The sequence below is a fragment of the Marivibrio halodurans genome (genome assembly GCF_017963645.1).
In the GTDB taxonomy this organism is placed as follows: Bacteria; Pseudomonadota; Alphaproteobacteria; order UBA8366; family Aestuariispiraceae; genus Marivibrio; species Marivibrio halodurans.
Genome location: NZ_JAGMWN010000001.1, coordinates 723,402 through 741,550, shown reverse-complemented (window position 1 = coordinate 741,550; position 18,149 = coordinate 723,402). Strand labels below are relative to the sequence as shown.

Here is an 18,149-nt window from a genome sequence, read left to right as displayed (position 1 = left end):
AGTCTGGGAGGTGGGGCAAGGGTGCGTCGGTGCCATTTTCCGTTGCATGCCGCCGGGACGGCGGGTGGGGAATGGCGCCATTGGGTAGGTGGATGGCATGGAATTCGGCAATGCGGAGAAGCCGCCGCCGGATTCATATTAACAAGGAGGATATCAAGATGGCTCACCCCGTCGACACAGCCGTTGGCGCGCGTGTTCGGGAGTTGCGTATTCGCGCCGGCGTGTCTCAGGTCGAACTCGGCCGGGCGCTCGGCGTGTCGTTCCAACAGGTACAGAAGTACGAGAAGGGCTCGAACCGCATGGGCGCGTCCAAGCTGGTGCTGATCTCCAAGACCCTCGGCGTTCCCGTCGAGGCGCTTTTCGACGGCATCGACGGTGTCGATGGCGCGACGGGCGACAACCATGAGGCCCTCGACAAGGAGGCCTCCAAGATCGCGCGCGATTGGGCGCGGATCACGGACAGCAAGACCCGCGACACCCTGCGCACGGTGCTGCACTCGCTGGCCCGGGCGGCAGCCTGATCACGGGCCGGCCGCTACATATTCTCTCTATCCCGACGATCCGCCAGAGTTGCCCGGCCGCTTCCGGGCGGCTTCTTCCGTGGCCGCGGATCGTCGGGTGAGAGGGGCGGCCGGGCCGTTTGGTCCCGCCGGTTCCTATCCTTCATATCCGCTCCGCAACTTCCGTACGCGTTCGTCCGGGTGTGTACGTCCCACGGTGTGGATAGACCCTTCCATGGATGTTCGTCTTGACCGGACGGCGTGGCACGCCCGGACCGGACACGTACGATATTGTGTCAAAAAAGTGTTTCGGGACCAGAAGCTCTTGACCATCTCGCGCACCGACCCAACCTGATCGGTGAACTTGAGGGGCCACCGTCGAGATCAACGATAGAAGGAAAGAGCCGATGACAATGAAGCCAATCAAGACGATCCTCGCCGCCGGCACCATGACCCTCGCGGTCGGCATGGGCGGCGCCCTGTCTCCCGCGTTCGCCACGGACGACGGCGCGGGCGGCGACGAGAAGTTCAGCGATCAGGTCCACTACTCCTGGGAAGAGATCAAGGCGTTCAGCGCGGAGAAAAGCGATGCCGCGATGCGCGAGGGCCGGGAGCTCGTGGACGAGATGGATGCGGCGCTGGCCGATCTGGAAGCGCGCAGCGATGAATTCGCCGAGGATGCGGGCGATGCCGCTGACGAAAGCTGGGAAGACACCATGGCCAAGCTTCGCGACATGCAGCGTATCGCCGCGAAGCAGGCGGATGCGCTGGGCGATGCGTCGGCCTCGGCCTGGGACGACACCAAGGAAGGGTTCCACGATGCCGCGAACGCCTTCGCCGAGGCCTATGACGAGGCCGAACGGGAGTTGGATTCCCGTACCGACGATAATAGCGGCTCCTGATCGCACCCATGCGGCGTGGCCGGTTCTCCGGCGCGCCACCGGCCGTGACGGCTAGCGGGTCCGGGCGTCATCCCTAGCGGGTGGCGCCCGGATTGCGTTTGGTGGAGCGTGAAGCAGATACGCCTGTATCAGGCGCCCTTCAATGCCCGGTCACCGACGAAGGGATTGGATTGGCGTTCCTGTCCGAAGGTGGACATCGGCCCATGACCGGGGATGAAGGCGGTGTCGTCACCCAGTGGCCAGAGCTTCGTCGTGATCGCCTCGATCAACTGCTCGTGGTTGCCGCGCGGAAAGTCGGTGCGCCCGATCGAGCCCTGGAACAACACGTCGCCGACGATGGCGAGTTTCGCGTCCGGGCTGTGGAAGATCACGTGGCCCGGCGTGTGCCCCGGGCAGTGATAGACGTCGAGCGTCACGTCGCCGATCGTGACGGTATCCCCGTCCTTCAGCCAGCGGTCGGGAACGACCGGCCGCGGGTCGGCGCCGGCCATGCCGAATTTTCGCACCTGGTCCTCCATGGCGGAAAGCCAGAAGACCTCTTCCTCCTCCGGCCCCTCGATGGGCACGCCATGCGCCTCCTTCAGCGCCATGGCGCCGCCGGCATGATCGAGGTGCCCGTGGGTCAGCAGGATCTTCTCCAGGATCACGCCCTGGCCGTCGCGCGCCTGGGCGAGCGCTTCCTCGATCCGCTCCAGGTCGCCGCCGGGGTCGATCACGGCGGCCTTGCCGGTCGTCGTGCACCATAGGACGGAACAATTCTGCTGAAACGGTGTTACCGGCACGATCATGCCCTGAAGCGGGCTGAGGCTCTCGGCTCGGTCCTGCGGCGCGTCGGCCATGGCGTGGATCCTCTGCGGTCGTACGTTCGCCCGTTCCGGGCGGGTGGCCCCGGCCCCGACCGGCCTTCCCGGATGGAGGGCAGTTGAAGGCCAAGGGGTAGGCGCGGGCGTGCGCGCTGTCAAACGACGTGGCCCGGAAGCAGGGCGGAGACGCCAAATCTCGGCGCCACCGCTGGACAGGAAGGCCGCCGCTCGCTACATCATGCCTCCCCGTTCATCGAGTGGGAATCCGGCTTTCGGATTGGGTTCAAGGATTGGCGGTTCAAGATGGCGAGCGCGAACGATATCAGGACGAAATTTCTGGAGTATTTCGGACGGCACGATCACGAGATCGTCGCCTCCTCGCCGCTCGTCCCGCGCAACGACCCCAGCCTGATGTTCGTCAATTCGGGCATGGTGCAATTCAAGAACGTCTTCACCGGCGCGGAGCATCGGGATTACGCCCGCGCGACCACCTCGCAGAAATGCGTGCGCGCCGGCGGCAAGCACAACGACCTGGAGAATGTGGGCTATACCGCCCGGCACCATACCTTCTTCGAGATGCTGGGGAATTTCTCCTTCGGCGACTATTTCAAGGATGTCGCGATCGCGCATGCCTGGACCCTGGTCACGAAGGAGTTCGGTCTCGATCCCGCGAAGCTGCTCGTCACCGTCTATTCCGAGGATGACGAGGCCGCGGCGCTGTGGAAGAAGATCGCCGGGCTGGGCGACGACCGCATCATCCGGATTTCGACCTCCGACAATTTCTGGCAGATGGGCGATACCGGCCCCTGCGGCCCGTGCTCTGAGATCTTCTACGACCACGGTCCCGGGATTCCGGGCGGTCCCCCCGGCAGCCCGGACGAGGATGGCGACCGTTTCATCGAGATATGGAACCTCGTCTTCATGCAGTTCGAGCAGTTCGAGGGCGGGGAGCGGACATCGCTTCCGCGCCCCTCCATCGACACCGGCATGGGGTTGGAGCGGATCGCGGCCGTGCTGCAGGGCAAGCACGACAACTACGATACCGACCTGCTGCGCGCGATCATCGAGGCATCGGCCGACCTGACCAGCGTCGATCCGGATGGCCCCCAGGCGGCGAGCCACAAGGTGATCGCCGACCATCTGCGCGCCAGTTCCTTCCTGATCGCCGATGGCGTGCTGCCGTCCAATGACGGGCGCGGTTATGTGCTGCGCCGGATCATGCGGCGCGCCATGCGCCATGCCCACATGCTGGGCGCGAAGGACCCGCTGATGCACCGGCTGGTGCCGACGCTGGTTGCCATGATGGGCAATCACTTTCAGGAATTGCGCCGGGCGGAAGCGCTGATCACCGAGACGCTGAAGCTGGAGGAAACCCGCTTCAAGACCACGCTGGACCGGGGCCTGAAGCTGTTGGAGGAGGAGACCGGCAAGCTCGGCACGGGCGAGGCGCTGTCGGGCGAGGTCGCCTTCACCCTCTACGATACCTATGGCTTCCCGGTCGATCTGACCCAGGACATCCTGCGCGGCCAGGGGCGGCCGTTGGATCAGGCCGGCTTCGACGCCGCGATGGAGCGCCAGCGCGCCCAGGCCCGCAAGGCCTGGGCCGGCAGCGGCGAAATGGCGACGGACAAGGTCTGGTTCGACCTGCATGAGACGGTCGGTGCCACCGATTTCCTCGGCTACGAGACCGAACGCGCGGAAGGCACGATCACCGCCCTCGTCGCCGACGGCGTGCCCGTCGACAGCGTCGAGGCCGGGCAGGAGGCCATGGTGCTGACCAACCAGACACCTTTTTACGGCGAGTCCGGTGGCCAGCAGGGCGATACCGGCTGGTTGATGACGACCGATGGCGCGCGCTTCAAGGTCACGGACACGCAGAAGAAGCTCGACGACATGCATGTCCATATCGGCGTGCTGGAGGAAGGCAGACTCGACAAGGGCGACGCGCTGGAGATGACGGTGGCGGGCGACCGGCGCAGCAAGCTGCGCGCCAACCATTCGGTGACGCATCTGGCGCATCAGGCGCTGCGCGAGGTGTTGGGCGATCACGTGACGCAGAAGGGGTCCCTCGTCGCGCCGGAGACCATGCGCTTCGATTTCTCCCATCCCAAGCCCATGACGGAGGAGGAGATCGAGGAGGTCGAACGCCGCGTCAACGCGCAGATCCGTGCCAATGCCGGTGTGACGACGCGCCTGATGACGCCCGACGACGCGGTGGAGGCGGGGGCGCTGGCCCTCTTCGGCGAGAAGTACGGCGAGGAGGTGCGTGTCGTCTCCATGGGCGACGCCGCCGCGGTCGGCGCGCCGGGGCGTCCGGGCGGTTTCTATTCGGTCGAGCTTTGCGGCGGCACCCATGTCGGGCGCACCGGCGATATCGGCCTCTTCAAGATCGTGGACGAGGCGGCGGTCTCCGCCGGGGTTCGTCGCCTTACCTGCCTGACGGGCGAAGCCGCGATGCGCCATCTGCGCGCGCAGCAGAAGGCGCTGTCCGAGACGGCGTCCGCCCTGCGTACGGCGGTAAACGACGTGCCGAACCGGGTGGTGACCCTGCTCGACGAGCGCAAGAAGCTGGAGCGGGAGATTTCCGAATTGCGTCGGAAATTGGCCGCTGGCGGCGGTGGGGGCGCGCAGGCCCCGGCGGCGAAGGAAATCGCGGGAATCAAGTTCGCGTCCCGCGTTCTCGACGGCGTGCCGCCGAAGGAGTTGAAGCCGCTCGCCGATCAGTTGAAGGGCGAGGTTGGCTCCGGCGTCGTGGCGCTGGTCGCGGTCAATGACGGCAAGGCCTCGCTCGTCGTCGGGGTGACGGACGATCTGACGGGTAAGTACGATGCGGTCCGACTCGTCCGCGCGGGCGCCGAGGCGATCGGCGGCAAGGGCGGCGGCGGCCGTCCCGACATGGCCCAGGCCGGCGGCCCCGACGGCGCCGCCGCCGCCAAGGCGGTCGCGGCGATCGAGGCCGCGTTGAGCTGAGGCTGCGGTGGGCTGAGGCTGCGGTGGGCTGAGGCTGCGCTGTGGGCTGCGGGATCGTCTCCGCCGGACCTTCTATAGGCCCTCCACCACGACCATCTGCATTTCCGCCGCGCCGTCGCGTTCGGCCTTGGCGGCTTGGTACTGCGCGGAATCATAGCAGGCTTTCGCCTGTTCCAGGCTGGGGAACTCGACCAGGACGAGACGGCGGTCCTCCGCTTCGCCCTCCAGCGTCTCATGGGCGCCGCCGCGAACCAGGAACTTGCCGTCGAAGGCGGCGAGCGCGCCCGGGCTCAGGGCCTTGTAGTTCTCGTAACGGGCCGGGTCGGTGACCTTCACGCGGGCGATCAGATAGGCGGTCATTCTCGGGGAAACTCCTCTGTTGTTGCCGCGACGGCGGGACTCGGGCCTATGCTGTCCCGTGATGAATGCTCTGCGCAAACAGGTTTTCTCCGTGCTGGAAGGGTGGGGGCGCGCGGACGCCCTTGGCCGGGGCGTGGATATCGCGCTGATCGCCTTGATCGTGGTCAACGTCCTCGCGGTCACGCTCGAAACCCTGGAGGGGTGGCCGGGTCCCTACCGGCCCTGGTTCGATTGGCTGGAGCGGATCTCGGTCGCCATTTTCACGGTGGAGTATCTGACGCGCCTGTGGGTGGCGGCGGAGGACCCCGGGCCGCGCGGCCTTCGTGGGGCCTGGCGGCGGCGGCTGGCCTATATGACGCGGCCGATCGCCTTGATCGATCTGGCGGCGATCCTGCCCTTCTATCTGACGATGATGGGTATGATTCCGCCGGCGGATGGGCGTGCGCTGCGGGCGATCCGAATGCTGCGGGTGCTCAAGCTGACGCGCTATTCGGTGGCGTTGCAGTCGATCGTCGCGGTCTTTCACAGCGAACGGCGGACGATGCTGGCCGCCCTCGTCATCGTCTTCATCGCGCTCCATCTTTCCGCTACCGCGATCTATCTGGTGGAGCACGAGGCGCAGCCGGAGAAATTCTCCTCGATTCCCGAGGCGCTCTGGTGGGCGCTCGCGACATTGACCACGGTTGGCTATGGCGATGTCGTGCCGATCACACCCTGGGGCCGGGCGATCGGGGCGGTGGTGATGTTGCTCGGAATCGGGCTTTTCGGCCTGTGGACGGGGCTTTTCGCCTCCAGCTTCCTGGACGAGTTGCGGCGTCGCGATTTCAAGGTGACGGGCCAGATGGTAAGCCAAGTGCCCGCCTTCGCCGGCCTGTCCGCCGATCAGCTTCACAACGCGGTGCGGCTTCTGTCCCCCCTGGTGCTGCCGGGGCGCTACCTCGTGACGCGCGCGGGCGAGCGGGCGGAGGCGATGTATTTCGTCGTATCCGGCGAGGTGGAGTTGGAGGTGGCCCCGAAGCCCCTGCGCGTCGGCCCGGGCGGTTTCTTCGGCGAGTACGGCCTGTTGCATGGCCCGGTGCGCCGAACGACCGCCGTGACCTTGCTGGAGACGCGGTTGCTTTCCCTCGACCGGCAATCCTTCGATCGCCTCGCCATGGATTACCCGGAGGTCGCGGGCAAAATCCGCGAAAAGGCACGCCAACGCGCCGATTCCCTCAACGCGGCGGACGCGCTCGAATAGATGGGGGCGATGGGGACTGGACGCGGACATGGCGAGCCGGTAAAGAGCCGGTATGTTTTACACACATAAGGTGGGAATAAGGATGGCGGGCGATGGGCAGGCCGGATCGGTTGGGATCGAGCAGATCAGGCGCGCGGCCGAGGCGATCGCCGGCGCGGTCCATGAAACCCGCCAGCGGCCGAGCCGAACGCTGAGCCATATCCTGGGCTGCGAGGTGATCCTGAAGTTCGAGAACCGGCAGTTCACCGCCGCCTTCAAGGAGCGTGGCGCGCTCAACAAGTTGCTGCATCTGAGCGCGGCGGAGCGCGCGGCGGGCGTCATCGCCATGTCGGCCGGCAATCATGCCCAGGGGGTCGCCTATCATGCCAACCGGCTGGGTATCCCGGCGACGATCGTCATGCCGAAGGCGACGCCGAACGTGAAGGTACAATTCACCAAATCGCACGGCGCGCGGGTTCTGCTGGAAGGAGACAGCCTGGCGGAGGCCGCCGCCTTCGCCCACAACACGGCGGAGCGGGAGGGCTTGGTCTTCGTCCACCCCTATGACGACCCCCATGTCATCGCGGGGCAGGGAACCATCGCGCTGGAGATGCTGGGCGCCTATCCGGAACTCGACACCCTCGTCGTGCCGATCGGGGGTGGTGGGTTGATCGCGGGGATCGCGACGGCGGCGAAGGCCCTGAAGCCGGAGATCGAGGTCATCGGCGTGCAGTCGATCCTCTATCCTTCGATGAAGCAGGTGCTGGCGGGAGAGGCGGTGACGGCCGGCGGGGCTTCCATCGCTGAGGGGATCGCGGTGAAGCAACCCGGCACGCTCACCCGCGCGATCGTCAAGCGCCATGTCGACGATATCGTCCTGGTCGAGGAATCGGCCATCGAACGCGCGATCGCCCTCCTCATCAATGTCGAGAAGACGGTCGTGGAAGGCGCGGGCGCCGCCGGGCTGGCCGCGATCCTGAGCGACCCGGACCGCTTCCGGGGACGCCGGGTGGGCACGGTGCTCTGCGGCGGCAATATCGATCAGCGGCTGCTCGCCTCGGTCCTGCTGCGCGATCTGGTGCGCCAGGGGCGGCTCGCGCGGCTGCGCATCCGGCTGGGCGATCAGGCGGGGGAGCTTTCCCGCGTCACCGGCCTGATCGGCGAGGCCGGCGGCAATATCGTCGATGTCGCCCATCAACGGGTCTTCAGCCACCTGCCGGCCAAGGAAGCGTTGATCGAGGTGGCGGTGGAAACCCGCGACGACGCCCAACTCGCCGCCATCGTCGAGCGGCTGTCCCATGCCGGCTATGCCGTCACGCGCTTGGCGGAGGATTAGAAGGTGCCACGTACTCAAAAAAAACCCCGCGACAGCAGGGCTGCGCGGGGCTAGGGGGAACCATCGGGAGACCCCACCCGGGCAAGAGTGGGGACGGTTCCGCCGGGCGCTTGCGCCCGGCCCGCCGAGCTCCGGCCAGGGAGCCCGGAACTCGGCGGATAAGGAACCATCGCGGCGGCCTGGGGCTTGGGTGACGCGTGCCGTTCAGGGGGGCTGGACACGCGCCGGGGTCAGGCGTCATGGGGCATGATGCCGCGATGGTATCTCGCTAAATCAGTCGTCTCTTCCTCGTCTCCACGGTCCACCGCGCCTGGGCGCGGTTGAAATTCAGCACTCCGCGCAGGGCGTCGCGGAACGGCGGGCGACGTTATGGCGATTCAGGCTCGTCTTCAGGGTGAAGATCCGTGCCAGCCCGACGGCCAAGTCCCGGAAGGCCTCAGCGCGCGCGGTGTGCGCCGCCTCGATTCCCGTCCGGACATCCTCGGCCGAAACCGTCATGATTCGATCCATACTTTCGTTCGCGTAGCTCATTCGACTGGCTCCTTGAGTAAGGCCTCCGAATGGCGTCTCGCCCCGGCTTGGAGCCGTCTCGAGCGTCGGCGTCGCTTGCGCGACCGCTCTGCGGCACCTCTCTTGTTTCGTAACTGTGCTAAGGTAACGCCGGTACGCTTGATTTATAATCCCCGGAATGTTCCAATTACTTTTGCCGTTTTGGAACAACTGTGTCAGGCATCCACTCATTCAACCGCGTCGTGATCCGGCGGTTGATGGGCGGGGAGGTCAGGGGGACGGCCATGGATCGGTCGATGGAAATGGCGGTCTTCGCCAAGGTGGTGGAGGAGGGGAGTTTCTCCTCCGCGGCGCGTAACCTCAAGCTCACGCCCTCCGCCGTCAGCAAGCAGATCGCGCGGTTGGAGGACCGGCTTGGCGTGCGGCTGCTGAACCGCACCACGCGTCGGCTTTCCGCGACGGAGGAGGGGGCGGCCTTCTATCAACGCGCCGCGCGCATCCTCTCCGATATCGACGAGGCGGAGGCGGCGGTGACGCAACTTCACGCCGCGCCGCGCGGAACCCTTCGGATCAACTGCGGCATCGCCTTCGGCAAGCATCAGATCACGCCGCTGATGCCGGAGTTCCTGGCGCGTTATCCGGAACTGCGGATCGAATTGACGCTTACCGATTCCGTCTCCGATCTGGTGGAGGAGGGGCAGGATGTCGCCGTGCGGTTCGGCCCCTTGCAGGATTCCAGCATGGTTGCCCGGCAGTTGGCCGTCAGCCGCCGGGCGATCGTCGCCGCGCCGAGCTATTTCGAGGCCCATGGTACGCCGCGTCACCCGAGCGAGTTGACCGGTCATAATTGCCTGACCTTCTCGAACATGCCGCATCTGAACGAGTGGATATTCAAGATCGCGGAGGGCGAGGAATACAGGGTTAAGGCGGAGGGTAACTTCACCGCCAGCAACGGCGAGACCATCCACGAGATGGTGTTGGCCGGTCTGGGGGTCGCGCGGCTGGCCGAGTTCCTGGTGGAACCCGAGGTTCAGGAAGGAAAGCTGCAACGTGTCCTTCAACCCTTCTATCGCGATATCGAGGTGCCGATCAACGCGGTCTATCCGACGCGGCGCCACCTCTCACCGAAGGTGCGCGCCTTCGTCGATTTCCTGATCGAGAAATTCCAGCCCGTCCCCCCCTGGGCGCGCGGGTGATGCGCCATAAAAAAGGCCCCGCGACCGGTTCCGGCGCGGGGCTGAAAGTTGGGATGGGATAGAAGAGTCTGCAGGGAAGGGAATCCCTTCCGCCAACGCTTCACGTCGCTTCGCGAGAAGCAACATCGCAACCCTAGCGCCGATCACGACCGCGCAATTTGATTTATGTCAAATTTTTGGGCTGCTCTTTGACGGGCGGCGCACTTTCGGGCGTTTAATACCGAATCTTGTTGATCACGGCCCATGGGGACGTCCCTCCCGGGTTCTCGGCTAGAGCATGATGATATGATATGGACCCATCCGAGACGCCGCTTTCGGTTTCTTGGGCTAGGAGCGCCGCGCGTGGCGATGCGGGGCATCGGAAGCGCGGCGCGACGCTGTCCGAGGGCCCGGGAGAGGCGGCCCTTCGGGTCGCGTTCGGCCTCCGTCGTAGGGCGTCAGCGCGGCTTGATGATGCCCCGCATCGCCCGCGCTACCCTTCCGGCCCGCCTCCGTCCGTTCAGGGGAAAGCCGAACGCGATCCGCATGGGGCGTGATCAACAAGACTTGGTATAAGTCGCCAAGGTGCCGTAGAGGTCATAGTCGCTTGCCTCGTCGATGGCGATACGGGCGAATTGGCCGGGCTCCAGCGCCGTCGCGCCATCGCCGTCGATGAAGACCTGGCCGTCGATTTCCGGCGCATCGGCCATGGACCGGCCGATCGCGCCGTCCGCGTCCGCCTGATCGATCATGACGTCGATCGTGCGGCCCTCGAACCGGGCCAGGCGCTCGGCGCTGATCGCGCGCTGATGTTCCAGCAGGCGGGCCTTGCGTTCCTCGCGAAGATCGACGGGCACGTGCCCCGGCAGGTCGTTGGCCGCGGCGCCGGCCACATCCTCGTAGGCGAAGCATCCGACACGGTCGAGGCGGGCCTCGCTCAACCAATCCAGCAACTCCTGGAAGTCGTCCTCCGTCTCGCCCGGAAACCCGACGACGAAGCTGGACCGGATGGTGAGGTCGGGCACCTGACGGCGCCAGTCGGCGATGCGGTCGAGCGTCTTCTCCTGATGCGCCGGGCGTTTCATGGCCTTCAGGACCCGTGGGCTCGCATGCTGGAAGGGGATGTCGAGATAGGGAAGGATCTTGCCCGTACCGGCGCGCGCGGCGTCGGCGTCCATATGCGCGATCACGCGGTCCACATGTGGATAGGGATAGACATAGTGCAGCCGCACCCAGGCCCCCAGCGTACCCAGTTCGCGCGCCAGATCGGTCATGTGCGCGCGCACCGGCCGGTCGCGGTACTTGGTCTCCGCATGCTTCAGATCGACACCGTAGGCGCTGGTGTCCTGGGAGATGACGAGCAACTCCCGCGCGCCCCCGGCGACCAGCCGTTCCGCCTCATACATAATTCTCGCGGCAGGACGACTAATCAGGCGGCCACGCAGGGATGGGATGATGCAAAAACTGCAATTGTGGTTGCAGCCCTCGGAGATCTTTACGTAAGCGTAATGACGCGGCGTCAGCTTCAATCCGCCCGGCGGCGCCAGATCCATGAGTGGGTCATGCAGCGGCGGCAGCACCGCGTGCACGGCCTCGACGACCTGCTCGTACTGATGCGGGCCGGTGACGGCCAGGACGCTGGGATGCGCCGCGCGGATGGCCGCCTCGTCGGCGCCCATGCAGCCGGTGACGATGACGCGCCCGTTCTCCGCCAGGGCCTCGCCGATCGCTTCCAAGGATTCCGCCTTGGCGCTGTCCAGGAAGCCGCAGGTATTGACCAGCACGACGTCCGCGCCGTCGTAATCCGGGGCGATGCTGTATCCCTCGGTGCGAAGCTGGGTCAGGATGCGCTCGCTATCGACGAGCGCCTTTGGGCAGCCGAGGCTGACCATGCCGACCTTCGGTTGCCGCGCGCCGCGCTTGCCCGATGAAGGGGCGGTGATCGTTTCGTTTCCACTCATGGGCGCGGGGTATAGAGAAGACCGCGTGCTTTGGGAAGAGGGCCGGCGTCCAGGGCGCGGCATGGGTCGCGGGCTCGCGAACGATCGTTGTCGTCCAGGCGCGTCGGAGCACGGATAACGGAGACAACAATGCGGCGTGGGTGGTCTGTCCTGCTGGGGCTTATGGTGACCGGGATATCGTGCACGGCTTGCGCGCGCGACGATGCGGTCCGCGCGCTGTATCGCTGCGAGGGGCTGGATGAGCCGCTGACGGCCGTCTTCCGGCCGGGGGAGGTGGCCCACGTCCGGCTCGACGCACCGGGACTGGCGCGCATGACCCTGCCCCAGGGACGCAGCGCGTCCGGTGCCCGCTATATCGGCACCGACGCGATGGGGCGGTCGGTCCTGTTCTGGATCAAGGGGCGTGATGCGATGCTGGAGATCGATGGCCGGGACAAGGGGCCGTGCCGGACCGATATGCAGGATTGAGGGGGGGGGGATTGCCCAGGGCCGCGTGCTCGGTCTATTTGGAGGCGGCGGTCGACGAGGCGGAGTCGCCATCATTCTCGGGTCCGCCACCACCACGCCCCCCATCCCCGGCCGTATTCTCGTCCGTTCGCGCGGGCGCGAGCGTGCGCATTAACTCCTGTCCCTCCGTCCCGCCATCGCCGGTCAATCGGGAGCGGACCACTTGCTTCAGCCCCTTCGCCTGCATGCGGATGATTGCGAGCGTGGCGTCGGAACGGTCGAAATCCCGCGCCGTCGCCTCCTCGATATTCTTGGCGATGGCGGAGATGAGCGGGTAGCCGAAGGTCGTACCCTGGCCGCGCAGTTCATGCGCGATCTGGTTAATGCGATTGAAAGGCACCCGGCGCTCGCCCGGCCTACGCTTCACCGCCATGTCGAGTTCAAGATCGAGACGCGCCACCGACTCCTTCGTCCAGTCGAGGAAGGATTCGGCCCGCTGCTCGATTACCTTCTGAATCGTCATCAGGCGCTGGGCGTCGATCGGCGTGCCGCCCGTTCGCCGGCCCTCCATCGATTGCGGCGGCATGAAGAAACGCACGCCCTTTTCCCGGTCGCTCCGGTCGCGGTCACGGCGCTCTGCCTCGCTCAGGTCCGGGGCGTTGCCGCGCCGGTCGGGACCGAAATAGTCGCCGATCTCGACGAAGCGACGGGCGTCCGCCAACGCGATCGAGACATAGCGCGCGACCGTATCGGCGGTGAAGGGTTTGGCGATATAGGCGCTGGCGCCCAGGTCCCGGGCAAGGCGCACCCTGTCCGGATCGACATAGGCGGACAGCATAAGAAAAGGGACGAAGCGGTTGGGCGATTCCCGGTGCCGCCGAATCCAGCGAAGCAACGCCACCCCGTCCCCCGGATGCATCTTCCAGTCGGAGATGACGACATCGAAATGCGTGCCGCTCTCCCCGTCGTCCGTCCCCTCGCTACCCGTCGGAGTTTGTTGGCGTAGGATACGGATCGCCTCCGACCCGTTCGCGGCGCTGACCACCCGCCGGATGCCGATCGCGCGCAGAACCGCGCCGAGCAGCCGTCGGACCTGCGCGTTATCCTCGACTAGCAGAACGGTGGCGGCGTCGGGGTCGGTCATGGTGCCGCAGTCTATCCCGTCAAATGCGTCAAGTCTTGTCGCGTTTCACGAGTGCTTAAGCATCGCGCGCTCAATTCTTGAGATTGGTCGCGGTCTGCATCATCTCGTCGACGGTGCGGATCGTCTGCGCGGCCGAGGAATAGGCGCGCTGGGTTACGATCAGGTTGGTGAATTCCTCGGAAATTTCCGTCGTCGATTGCTCCAACGCGAAGCCCTGGAACGCCGCTCGGTTGCTCGTGGTGAAGTCGTAAAGGTTAAGGTCGCCCGAATTGGCCGTCAGGCGGTAGTGGTTGTCGTCGAGGACGGACAACCTCTCCGGCGCCACGACATCGCCGAGCGCGAGTTGCCCGATCGCCCGGCTGATGCCATTGCTGAAATCGCCCATCACCTTGCCGTCGTCACCGAAATAGACGTCGGTGAGGAACCCGTCGGAATTGCCGTCGACATTGACGGTCTCGATCGATGTCACGGCCTGATATTGCGAGAACCGGCCGAGATTGACCGCGATCGTGCTTTGCGCTTGGGAGTTGTCCCAGGTCGCGGCGACGTCGAAATTGAAGCCCGAGGCGCCGCCGATCGATTCGATCTCGCCGTCGGCGTTGAAGACGACCCGCATCGGTTGGTTGGTCGGCTGCGAGACCGCGCCGTTCGGGGCCGTGATCTCCAGGTCCCATTCATCCGGGTTGGCGGTCTTCGTGAAGTTGAAATTAAGCAATTGCTCATCGCCGAGCCCATCGGCGTCGCCCGTGCCGTCGAGCACGGTGAAGGTGAACTGCTCCGTCTTGCCGACCTCGGTGTCCGGGGACAGATTGCCGCGCAGGCTGAGCACCGTGGTCGGCTGCGCCACGGACAGCGCGCGCTCGCGCGTCACCTCGATCGGCTCAAGGGCGTTGGCGCTGCTGGTATCGACCGTGTACTGGCCCGTCGCCGGATCGGCGTTGTAGCCCAGCAGGAAATTGCCCGCCAGATCGGTCAGATAAACGCGCTCCTCGCCGTCGACATTGACAAGCGTCTCGTTGAAGGCGCCCGCGTCGGTCAGGACGACGTCGCCGTTATTCTCGAAGCTCGGGCGGGTGACGAAGAAGCCGCTGCCGGTTATCGCGCCGTCGAAACGGTTGCCGGTGGGGATGATCTCGCCTTCCTTGCCAAGGAAGACCTGCTGACGCGCCCGGACACCGAGAAGCTGCTCGGTGCGTTGCTCGCCCCGGGTCGCGACCATGTCCTGGAAACGGACGTCGGCGGCCTTGTAACCGGGAACCGTCTGGTTCTCGATATTACCACGAATGGTGTCGAACTTCCGGCTCTGGGCCTGAAGCGCGCTTATTCCGGCGCCGAAGAGGTAGTAACCCGGCATTTTCTTCCCCGGTTCACCCGGGTCCCCCCGGTTCCTGGATCCAACGTGCCCACCGGTCCGCGCTCCACGCGCCGAACAGGACTGTCGCCAACGATCATGCAAGGCGAGTGCCAATTCGTCCGGACGGCGCCCGCGCCGTTTCACGCCATAATGATATTTCTCCACGCCGCCATGCTTGACCGCCGCGCGCGCAATCGCTAAACAGCGCCCCGAAGCGGCGGCGCGAACGCCCGCCCGGCCTCTACCGCGACCCCTTCGTCTAGTGGCCTAGGACATCACCCTTTCACGGTGAAGACACGGGTTCGAGTCCCGTAGGGGTCGCCACTCTCGAAAATATGATAAAATCGATACTTTGAGGGCCGCGTTCGGGTTTTCTCGAAAATTTGTCTCGGGCTGATCCGCCGGCATTCGTTTCAATGGGCCGTGTGGACGCCTCGGTCTGTTCGTCCGTTCCGCCCTGGGCCGCTTGGTTTCGCACGAGAACATGGCGGCCAATCGGGTCGCCTTCGTGACTCTTCTCCTACTTAACGGAGCGAGCGTGGCTCCATCGATTCCGGGATTTCTAATGAGAGTCCCTGTGCCGATCTGGACGGCCAAGGCGCGAGCGGTGCGTTCGAGGCGGCGGCGTGACGGGGCCCATCTCACCGGGACCGCAACAGCGCGATTGACTTCGCTCGTCGGCGCTTCATAAGATCGGGTTGTCGGACAAACCGACGTGGGGATGGGGTGGACGAGGCGCATGGCCCAGGCCGAAGCCGACCGATTCGAGCGGATCAGCGCGCCGCCGGCCTATCAGCTGGTCGCGGAGGCGATCGAGCGTGAGATCGTCAGCGGCCGGATTCCGCCGGATACGCCCATCGGCACGGAAGCGGATCTGGCCAAGCAATTCGGCGTCAATCGCTCGACCGTGCGCGAGGGCATCCGGTGCCTGGAGCAATCCGGACTGATAAGGCGGGAGCCGAGCCGCCGCCTCGTCGCCAGCGTGCCGCGCCACGCGAAGCTCGCCACGCGCGTCAGCCGTGCCCTGATCCTGCACCAGGTCTCGTTCCGCGAACTCTACGAAGCGATCGATATGCTGGAGCGTAATGCGATCGAGCTCGCCGTTACCCATCGCACCGGGGACGATCTGGACGCCCTTTCGGACAATCTGGCGCGCACGCGCGCGGCGCTGGACGATCCGGAACGGATGGCCGACCTCGATACCGAATTCCACACCCTGATCGCCAGGGCGTCCGGTAACCGGGTGCTGCAATTGGCGCGGGAGCCGGTCAGCCTGCTGATCTATCCCGCGACTCAGCCGATCTTCGAACAGGTGCCGGAAGCTGCCGATCGGCTCCTGGCCGCGCACGAAAAATTGTTCGATGCCTTGTCCGGCAGGAATATGGATGCGGCGCGCCTTTGGATGCGCCGTCATGTCGCCGATTTCGGCAAGGGCTTCCGGCGGACCGGCCGAAGCCTGGAGGACCCGGTGGATCGCGTGCCGCTGGACAGCGTCTTCCAAACCCGTGGAGAACTGTAGCGCGCGGACGATCAAGTTTACTAATCTAGGAAGCCGCACGTCCCGGCGCATAAAGACAAGGGGCGGCGGGTACCAGGGAGGAAACGGTGTCAGTGAGAGTTCGGGTCCGCTTGGACCACGCGCCGGGTCGCATGCCCGGCCCGTTTCCCCGTGCGCGGGGTGGCGGTTCCCCCCATGGTGGCCGCGATAGGGGTGGGCGCGATGGGAGGTGCCGCGATGGCCGTTGAGATGTCATCCGACGAGGGGCGGACGGCGCTCGCGGTCGATGGGCTGAGGCTCAGCTTCGGCGGGCTGCGCGCGCTCGACGGTGTGTCCTTCACCGCGCGCGAGGGCTCCGTTACCTCTATCATCGGGCCGAATGGCGCGGGCAAGACCTCGCTGTTCAACACGATATCCGGCTTCTATCGGCCGGGGGCGGGATCGATCCGCTTCTTCGACACCCCGGTCGACGGGCTGCGCCCGCCGGAGCGCGCGCGCCTGGGCATGGCGCGGACCTTCCAGAATATCTCCCTGTTCCAGGGCATGACGGTGCTGGACAACATCAAGCTCGGTCGTCACGCGCACATGGCGACGGGGGTCCTGGAGGCGCTGTTCTATCTGGGCCGCGCGCGGCGGGAGGAGATGGAATTGCGCCGCGAGGTCGAGGAACGGATCATCGACTTCCTGGAGATCGACCATATCCGCAACGCCCCCGTGTCGGCCCTGTCCTATGGCCTGCGCAAGCGGGTGGAACTGGCGCGCGCGCTGGCGATGCGCCCGCGCATCCTGCTGCTCGACGAACCGGTGGCGGGGATGAACCGGGAGGAGACGGAGGACATGGCGCGCTTCATCCTCGACGTGCGCGAGGAATGGGGTGTCACCATCCTGATGGTCGAGCATGACATGGGCATGGTCATGGATATCTCCGACCATGTGGTCGTGCTGAATTTCGGGCAGGTCATCGCCAAGGGCGATCCGGGGCAGGTGTCCTCGAACCCGGACGTTATCGCGGCCTATCTGGGATCGGGCGAGGTCGATGATCTGCGCGCGCGGGTGCGCGAGGCCGCGGGCGCGGCGGGAGGGGCCGCATGACGGATTGGCTGCTGCTCATCGAGGTATCGCTCGCCGGGATCGGCTCGGGCGGACTCTATGCGATCACCGGGCTCGCCTTCGTGCTGATCTACAAGGCGACGAAGGTGGTCAATCTCGCGATCGGCGAGATCCTGATGCTGGGCGCCTATGTGTTCTTCGGTTTCTCGGCCGGGCTGGCGCTTCCCTTCTGGCTCGCCGCGCTGGGGACGGTGGTGGTGGCCGGGCTGCTCGGCGCCGGGATCGAACGCACGATGATCCGGCCGATGCTGGGCGAAAGTCCGATCGCCGTCTTCATGCTGACCATCGGGCTGGGCAGCATCCTGACCGGCACGGTGGAACTGATCTGGGGCGCGAACCCGTTGCGCCTGCCGGAATATCTGCCGAACCAGCCGCTTTTCCTGGGCGATGCCTATGTCTCCTCGAAGGTCGCCACGGCCTTCGCGATCGCGTCGGTCGTGGTGCTGATCTTCCTGGCGCTGTTCCGCTTCTGGCGCGGCGGCGTCGCGCTGCGCGCCACCGCGAGCGATCAGGCCGCCGCCTATTCGATGGGCATCAACGTACCGAAGGTCTTCTCGCTGTCCTGGATCATCGCCTGCGTGACGGCGGGCGTCGCGGGCATGCTGGTCGGTGCCATTGGCGGGATTTCGCCGACGATGGGGGTGTTCGGCCTGTCCGTCCTGGTCGTCGTCATCGTCGGCGGTCTGGACAGCGTGCTGGGCGCGTTGGTCGCGGGGCTCTTCATCGGGCTGCTGGAGGCGTTGGCGGGGGCCTATCTCGGCGGCGAATACAAGACTCTGGCGACATTCGTCCTGCTGGTGGTGGTCCTGATGGTCCGCCCCTACGGCCTGTTCGGCACCCATGAGATAGAGCGGCTATAA

The 18,149-nt window shown here is 65.8% G+C and carries 16 protein-coding genes and 1 tRNA gene; 11 read left to right on the top strand and 6 right to left on the bottom strand.

Annotation, left to right across the window (positions count from 1 at the left end; translation table 11 throughout):
* The first annotated feature begins 158 nt into the window (after positions 1 to 158).
* Positions 159 to 521 (top strand): helix-turn-helix domain-containing protein, encoded by a 363-nt coding sequence (locus KAJ83_RS03330; RefSeq protein ID WP_210680577.1) that lies wholly within the window; start codon positions 159 to 161, stop codon positions 519 to 521.
* A gap of 386 nt (positions 522 to 907) precedes the next feature.
* Complete coding sequence (locus tag KAJ83_RS03325; RefSeq protein WP_210680576.1) at positions 908 to 1,402, top strand: hypothetical protein; 495 nt, start codon at positions 908 to 910, stop codon at positions 1,400 to 1,402.
* 128 nt (positions 1,403 to 1,530) lie between these two features.
* On the opposite strand, the gene KAJ83_RS03320 is transcribed toward KAJ83_RS03325, so the two are convergent.
* Entirely contained in the window at positions 1,531 to 2,241 is a 711-nt protein-coding gene (locus KAJ83_RS03320) for an MBL fold metallo-hydrolase (RefSeq protein WP_210680575.1), read from the bottom strand.
* A gap of 267 nt (positions 2,242 to 2,508) precedes the next feature.
* Here KAJ83_RS03320 and alaS point away from each other — a divergent pair, with 267 nt between their 5' ends.
* Positions 2,509 to 5,175, top strand: coding sequence for an alanine--tRNA ligase (alaS, locus tag KAJ83_RS03315; RefSeq protein ID WP_210680574.1), 2,667 nt, complete (start codon positions 2,509 to 2,511; stop codon positions 5,173 to 5,175).
* A gap of 72 nt (positions 5,176 to 5,247) precedes the next feature.
* Here the strand turns inward: alaS and KAJ83_RS03310 are convergent, their stop codons facing one another.
* Positions 5,248 to 5,535 carry a DUF1330 domain-containing protein gene (locus KAJ83_RS03310; protein ID WP_210680573.1) on the bottom strand — a complete coding sequence of 96 codons (288 nt, stop codon included), beginning with the start codon at positions 5,533 to 5,535 and terminating at the stop codon, positions 5,248 to 5,250.
* Positions 5,536 to 5,596: 61 nt separating this feature from the next.
* Here KAJ83_RS03310 and KAJ83_RS03305 point away from each other — a divergent pair, with 61 nt between their 5' ends.
* Positions 5,597 to 6,775 (top strand): cyclic nucleotide-gated ion channel, encoded by a 1,179-nt coding sequence (locus KAJ83_RS03305; RefSeq protein WP_210680572.1) that lies wholly within the window; start codon positions 5,597 to 5,599, stop codon positions 6,773 to 6,775.
* Between the two features lie 82 nt (positions 6,776 to 6,857).
* Positions 6,858 to 8,090 carry a threonine ammonia-lyase gene (locus tag KAJ83_RS03300; protein ID WP_210680571.1) on the top strand — a complete coding sequence of 411 codons (1,233 nt, stop codon included), beginning with the start codon at positions 6,858 to 6,860 and terminating at the stop codon, positions 8,088 to 8,090.
* Positions 8,091 to 8,417: 327 nt separating this feature from the next.
* On the opposite strand, the gene KAJ83_RS03295 is transcribed toward KAJ83_RS03300, so the two are convergent.
* Entirely contained in the window at positions 8,418 to 8,621 is a 204-nt protein-coding gene (locus tag KAJ83_RS03295; RefSeq protein ID WP_210680570.1) for a hypothetical protein, read from the bottom strand.
* 263 nt (positions 8,622 to 8,884) lie between these two features.
* On the opposite strand from KAJ83_RS03295, the gene KAJ83_RS03290 reads away from it, so the two are divergent.
* Positions 8,885 to 9,796: a LysR family transcriptional regulator gene (locus KAJ83_RS03290; RefSeq protein WP_210680569.1), complete on the top strand. Its 912-nt coding sequence runs from the start codon at positions 8,885 to 8,887 to the stop codon at positions 9,794 to 9,796.
* A 536-nt stretch (positions 9,797 to 10,332) separates the two neighbouring features.
* On the opposite strand, the gene rimO is transcribed toward KAJ83_RS03290, so the two are convergent.
* Entirely contained in the window at positions 10,333 to 11,736 is a 1,404-nt protein-coding gene (gene rimO / locus KAJ83_RS03285) for a 30S ribosomal protein S12 methylthiotransferase RimO (RefSeq protein WP_210680568.1), read from the bottom strand.
* A gap of 129 nt (positions 11,737 to 11,865) precedes the next feature.
* On the opposite strand from rimO, the gene KAJ83_RS03280 reads away from it, so the two are divergent.
* Positions 11,866 to 12,204, top strand: coding sequence for an MliC family protein (locus tag KAJ83_RS03280; protein WP_210680567.1), 339 nt, complete (start codon positions 11,866 to 11,868; stop codon positions 12,202 to 12,204).
* A gap of 34 nt (positions 12,205 to 12,238) precedes the next feature.
* Here the strand turns inward: KAJ83_RS03280 and KAJ83_RS03275 are convergent, their stop codons facing one another.
* Positions 12,239 to 13,327, bottom strand: a complete 1,089-nt coding sequence (locus KAJ83_RS03275; RefSeq protein WP_210680566.1) for a response regulator — start codon at positions 13,325 to 13,327, stop codon at positions 12,239 to 12,241.
* A gap of 70 nt (positions 13,328 to 13,397) precedes the next feature.
* Entirely contained in the window at positions 13,398 to 14,681 is a 1,284-nt protein-coding gene (locus KAJ83_RS03270) for a flagellar hook protein FlgE (RefSeq protein WP_210680565.1), read from the bottom strand.
* Positions 14,682 to 14,929: 248 nt separating this feature from the next.
* Between KAJ83_RS03270 and KAJ83_RS03265 the strand changes: the two genes are divergently transcribed.
* From KAJ83_RS03265 to KAJ83_RS03250, 4 genes are all read left to right on the top strand, one after another.
* Positions 14,930 to 15,005, top strand: a tRNA-Glu gene (locus KAJ83_RS03265).
* 415 nt (positions 15,006 to 15,420) lie between these two features.
* Positions 15,421 to 16,200, top strand: coding sequence for a FadR/GntR family transcriptional regulator (locus KAJ83_RS03260; RefSeq protein ID WP_210680564.1), 780 nt, complete (start codon positions 15,421 to 15,423; stop codon positions 16,198 to 16,200).
* Between the two features lie 216 nt (positions 16,201 to 16,416).
* The gene (locus KAJ83_RS03255; RefSeq protein ID WP_246484170.1) at positions 16,417 to 17,271 is read left to right on the top strand and encodes an ABC transporter ATP-binding protein; all 855 of its coding nucleotides are present in this window, start codon (positions 16,417 to 16,419) and stop codon (positions 17,269 to 17,271) included.
* Positions 17,268 to 18,149, top strand: a complete 882-nt coding sequence (locus KAJ83_RS03250; RefSeq protein ID WP_210680563.1) for a branched-chain amino acid ABC transporter permease — start codon at positions 17,268 to 17,270, stop codon at positions 18,147 to 18,149. The genes KAJ83_RS03255 and KAJ83_RS03250 overlap by 4 nt, the downstream gene beginning before the upstream one ends.

What these genes read in the sequence shown, in the direction of transcription:
- KAJ83_RS03330 (WP_210680577.1), top strand. Translation starts at nt 159, where the DNA reads ATGGCTCACCCCGTCGACACAGCCGTTGGCGCGCGTGTTCGGGAGTTG.
- KAJ83_RS03325 (WP_210680576.1), top strand. Translation starts at nt 908, where the DNA reads ATGACAATGAAGCCAATCAAGACGATCCTCGCCGCCGGCACCATGACC.
- KAJ83_RS03320 (WP_210680575.1), bottom strand. Translation starts at nt 2,241, where the DNA reads ATGGCCGACGCGCCGCAGGACCGAGCCGAGAGCCTCAGCCCGCTTCAG.
- alaS (WP_210680574.1), top strand. Translation starts at nt 2,509, where the DNA reads ATGGCGAGCGCGAACGATATCAGGACGAAATTTCTGGAGTATTTCGGA.
- KAJ83_RS03310 (WP_210680573.1), bottom strand. Translation starts at nt 5,535, where the DNA reads ATGACCGCCTATCTGATCGCCCGCGTGAAGGTCACCGACCCGGCCCGT.
- KAJ83_RS03305 (WP_210680572.1), top strand. Translation starts at nt 5,597, where the DNA reads ATGAATGCTCTGCGCAAACAGGTTTTCTCCGTGCTGGAAGGGTGGGGG.
- KAJ83_RS03300 (WP_210680571.1), top strand. Translation starts at nt 6,858, where the DNA reads ATGGCGGGCGATGGGCAGGCCGGATCGGTTGGGATCGAGCAGATCAGG.
- KAJ83_RS03295 (WP_210680570.1), bottom strand. Translation starts at nt 8,621, where the DNA reads ATGAGCTACGCGAACGAAAGTATGGATCGAATCATGACGGTTTCGGCC.
- KAJ83_RS03290 (WP_210680569.1), top strand. Translation starts at nt 8,885, where the DNA reads ATGGATCGGTCGATGGAAATGGCGGTCTTCGCCAAGGTGGTGGAGGAG.
- rimO (WP_210680568.1), bottom strand. Translation starts at nt 11,736, where the DNA reads ATGAGTGGAAACGAAACGATCACCGCCCCTTCATCGGGCAAGCGCGGC.
- KAJ83_RS03280 (WP_210680567.1), top strand. Translation starts at nt 11,866, where the DNA reads ATGCGGCGTGGGTGGTCTGTCCTGCTGGGGCTTATGGTGACCGGGATA.
- KAJ83_RS03275 (WP_210680566.1), bottom strand. Translation starts at nt 13,327, where the DNA reads ATGACCGACCCCGACGCCGCCACCGTTCTGCTAGTCGAGGATAACGCG.
- KAJ83_RS03270 (WP_210680565.1), bottom strand. Translation starts at nt 14,681, where the DNA reads ATGCCGGGTTACTACCTCTTCGGCGCCGGAATAAGCGCGCTTCAGGCC.
- KAJ83_RS03260 (WP_210680564.1), top strand. Translation starts at nt 15,421, where the DNA reads ATGGCCCAGGCCGAAGCCGACCGATTCGAGCGGATCAGCGCGCCGCCG.
- KAJ83_RS03255 (WP_246484170.1), top strand. Translation starts at nt 16,417, where the DNA reads ATGGCCGTTGAGATGTCATCCGACGAGGGGCGGACGGCGCTCGCGGTC.
- KAJ83_RS03250 (WP_210680563.1), top strand. Translation starts at nt 17,268, where the DNA reads ATGACGGATTGGCTGCTGCTCATCGAGGTATCGCTCGCCGGGATCGGC.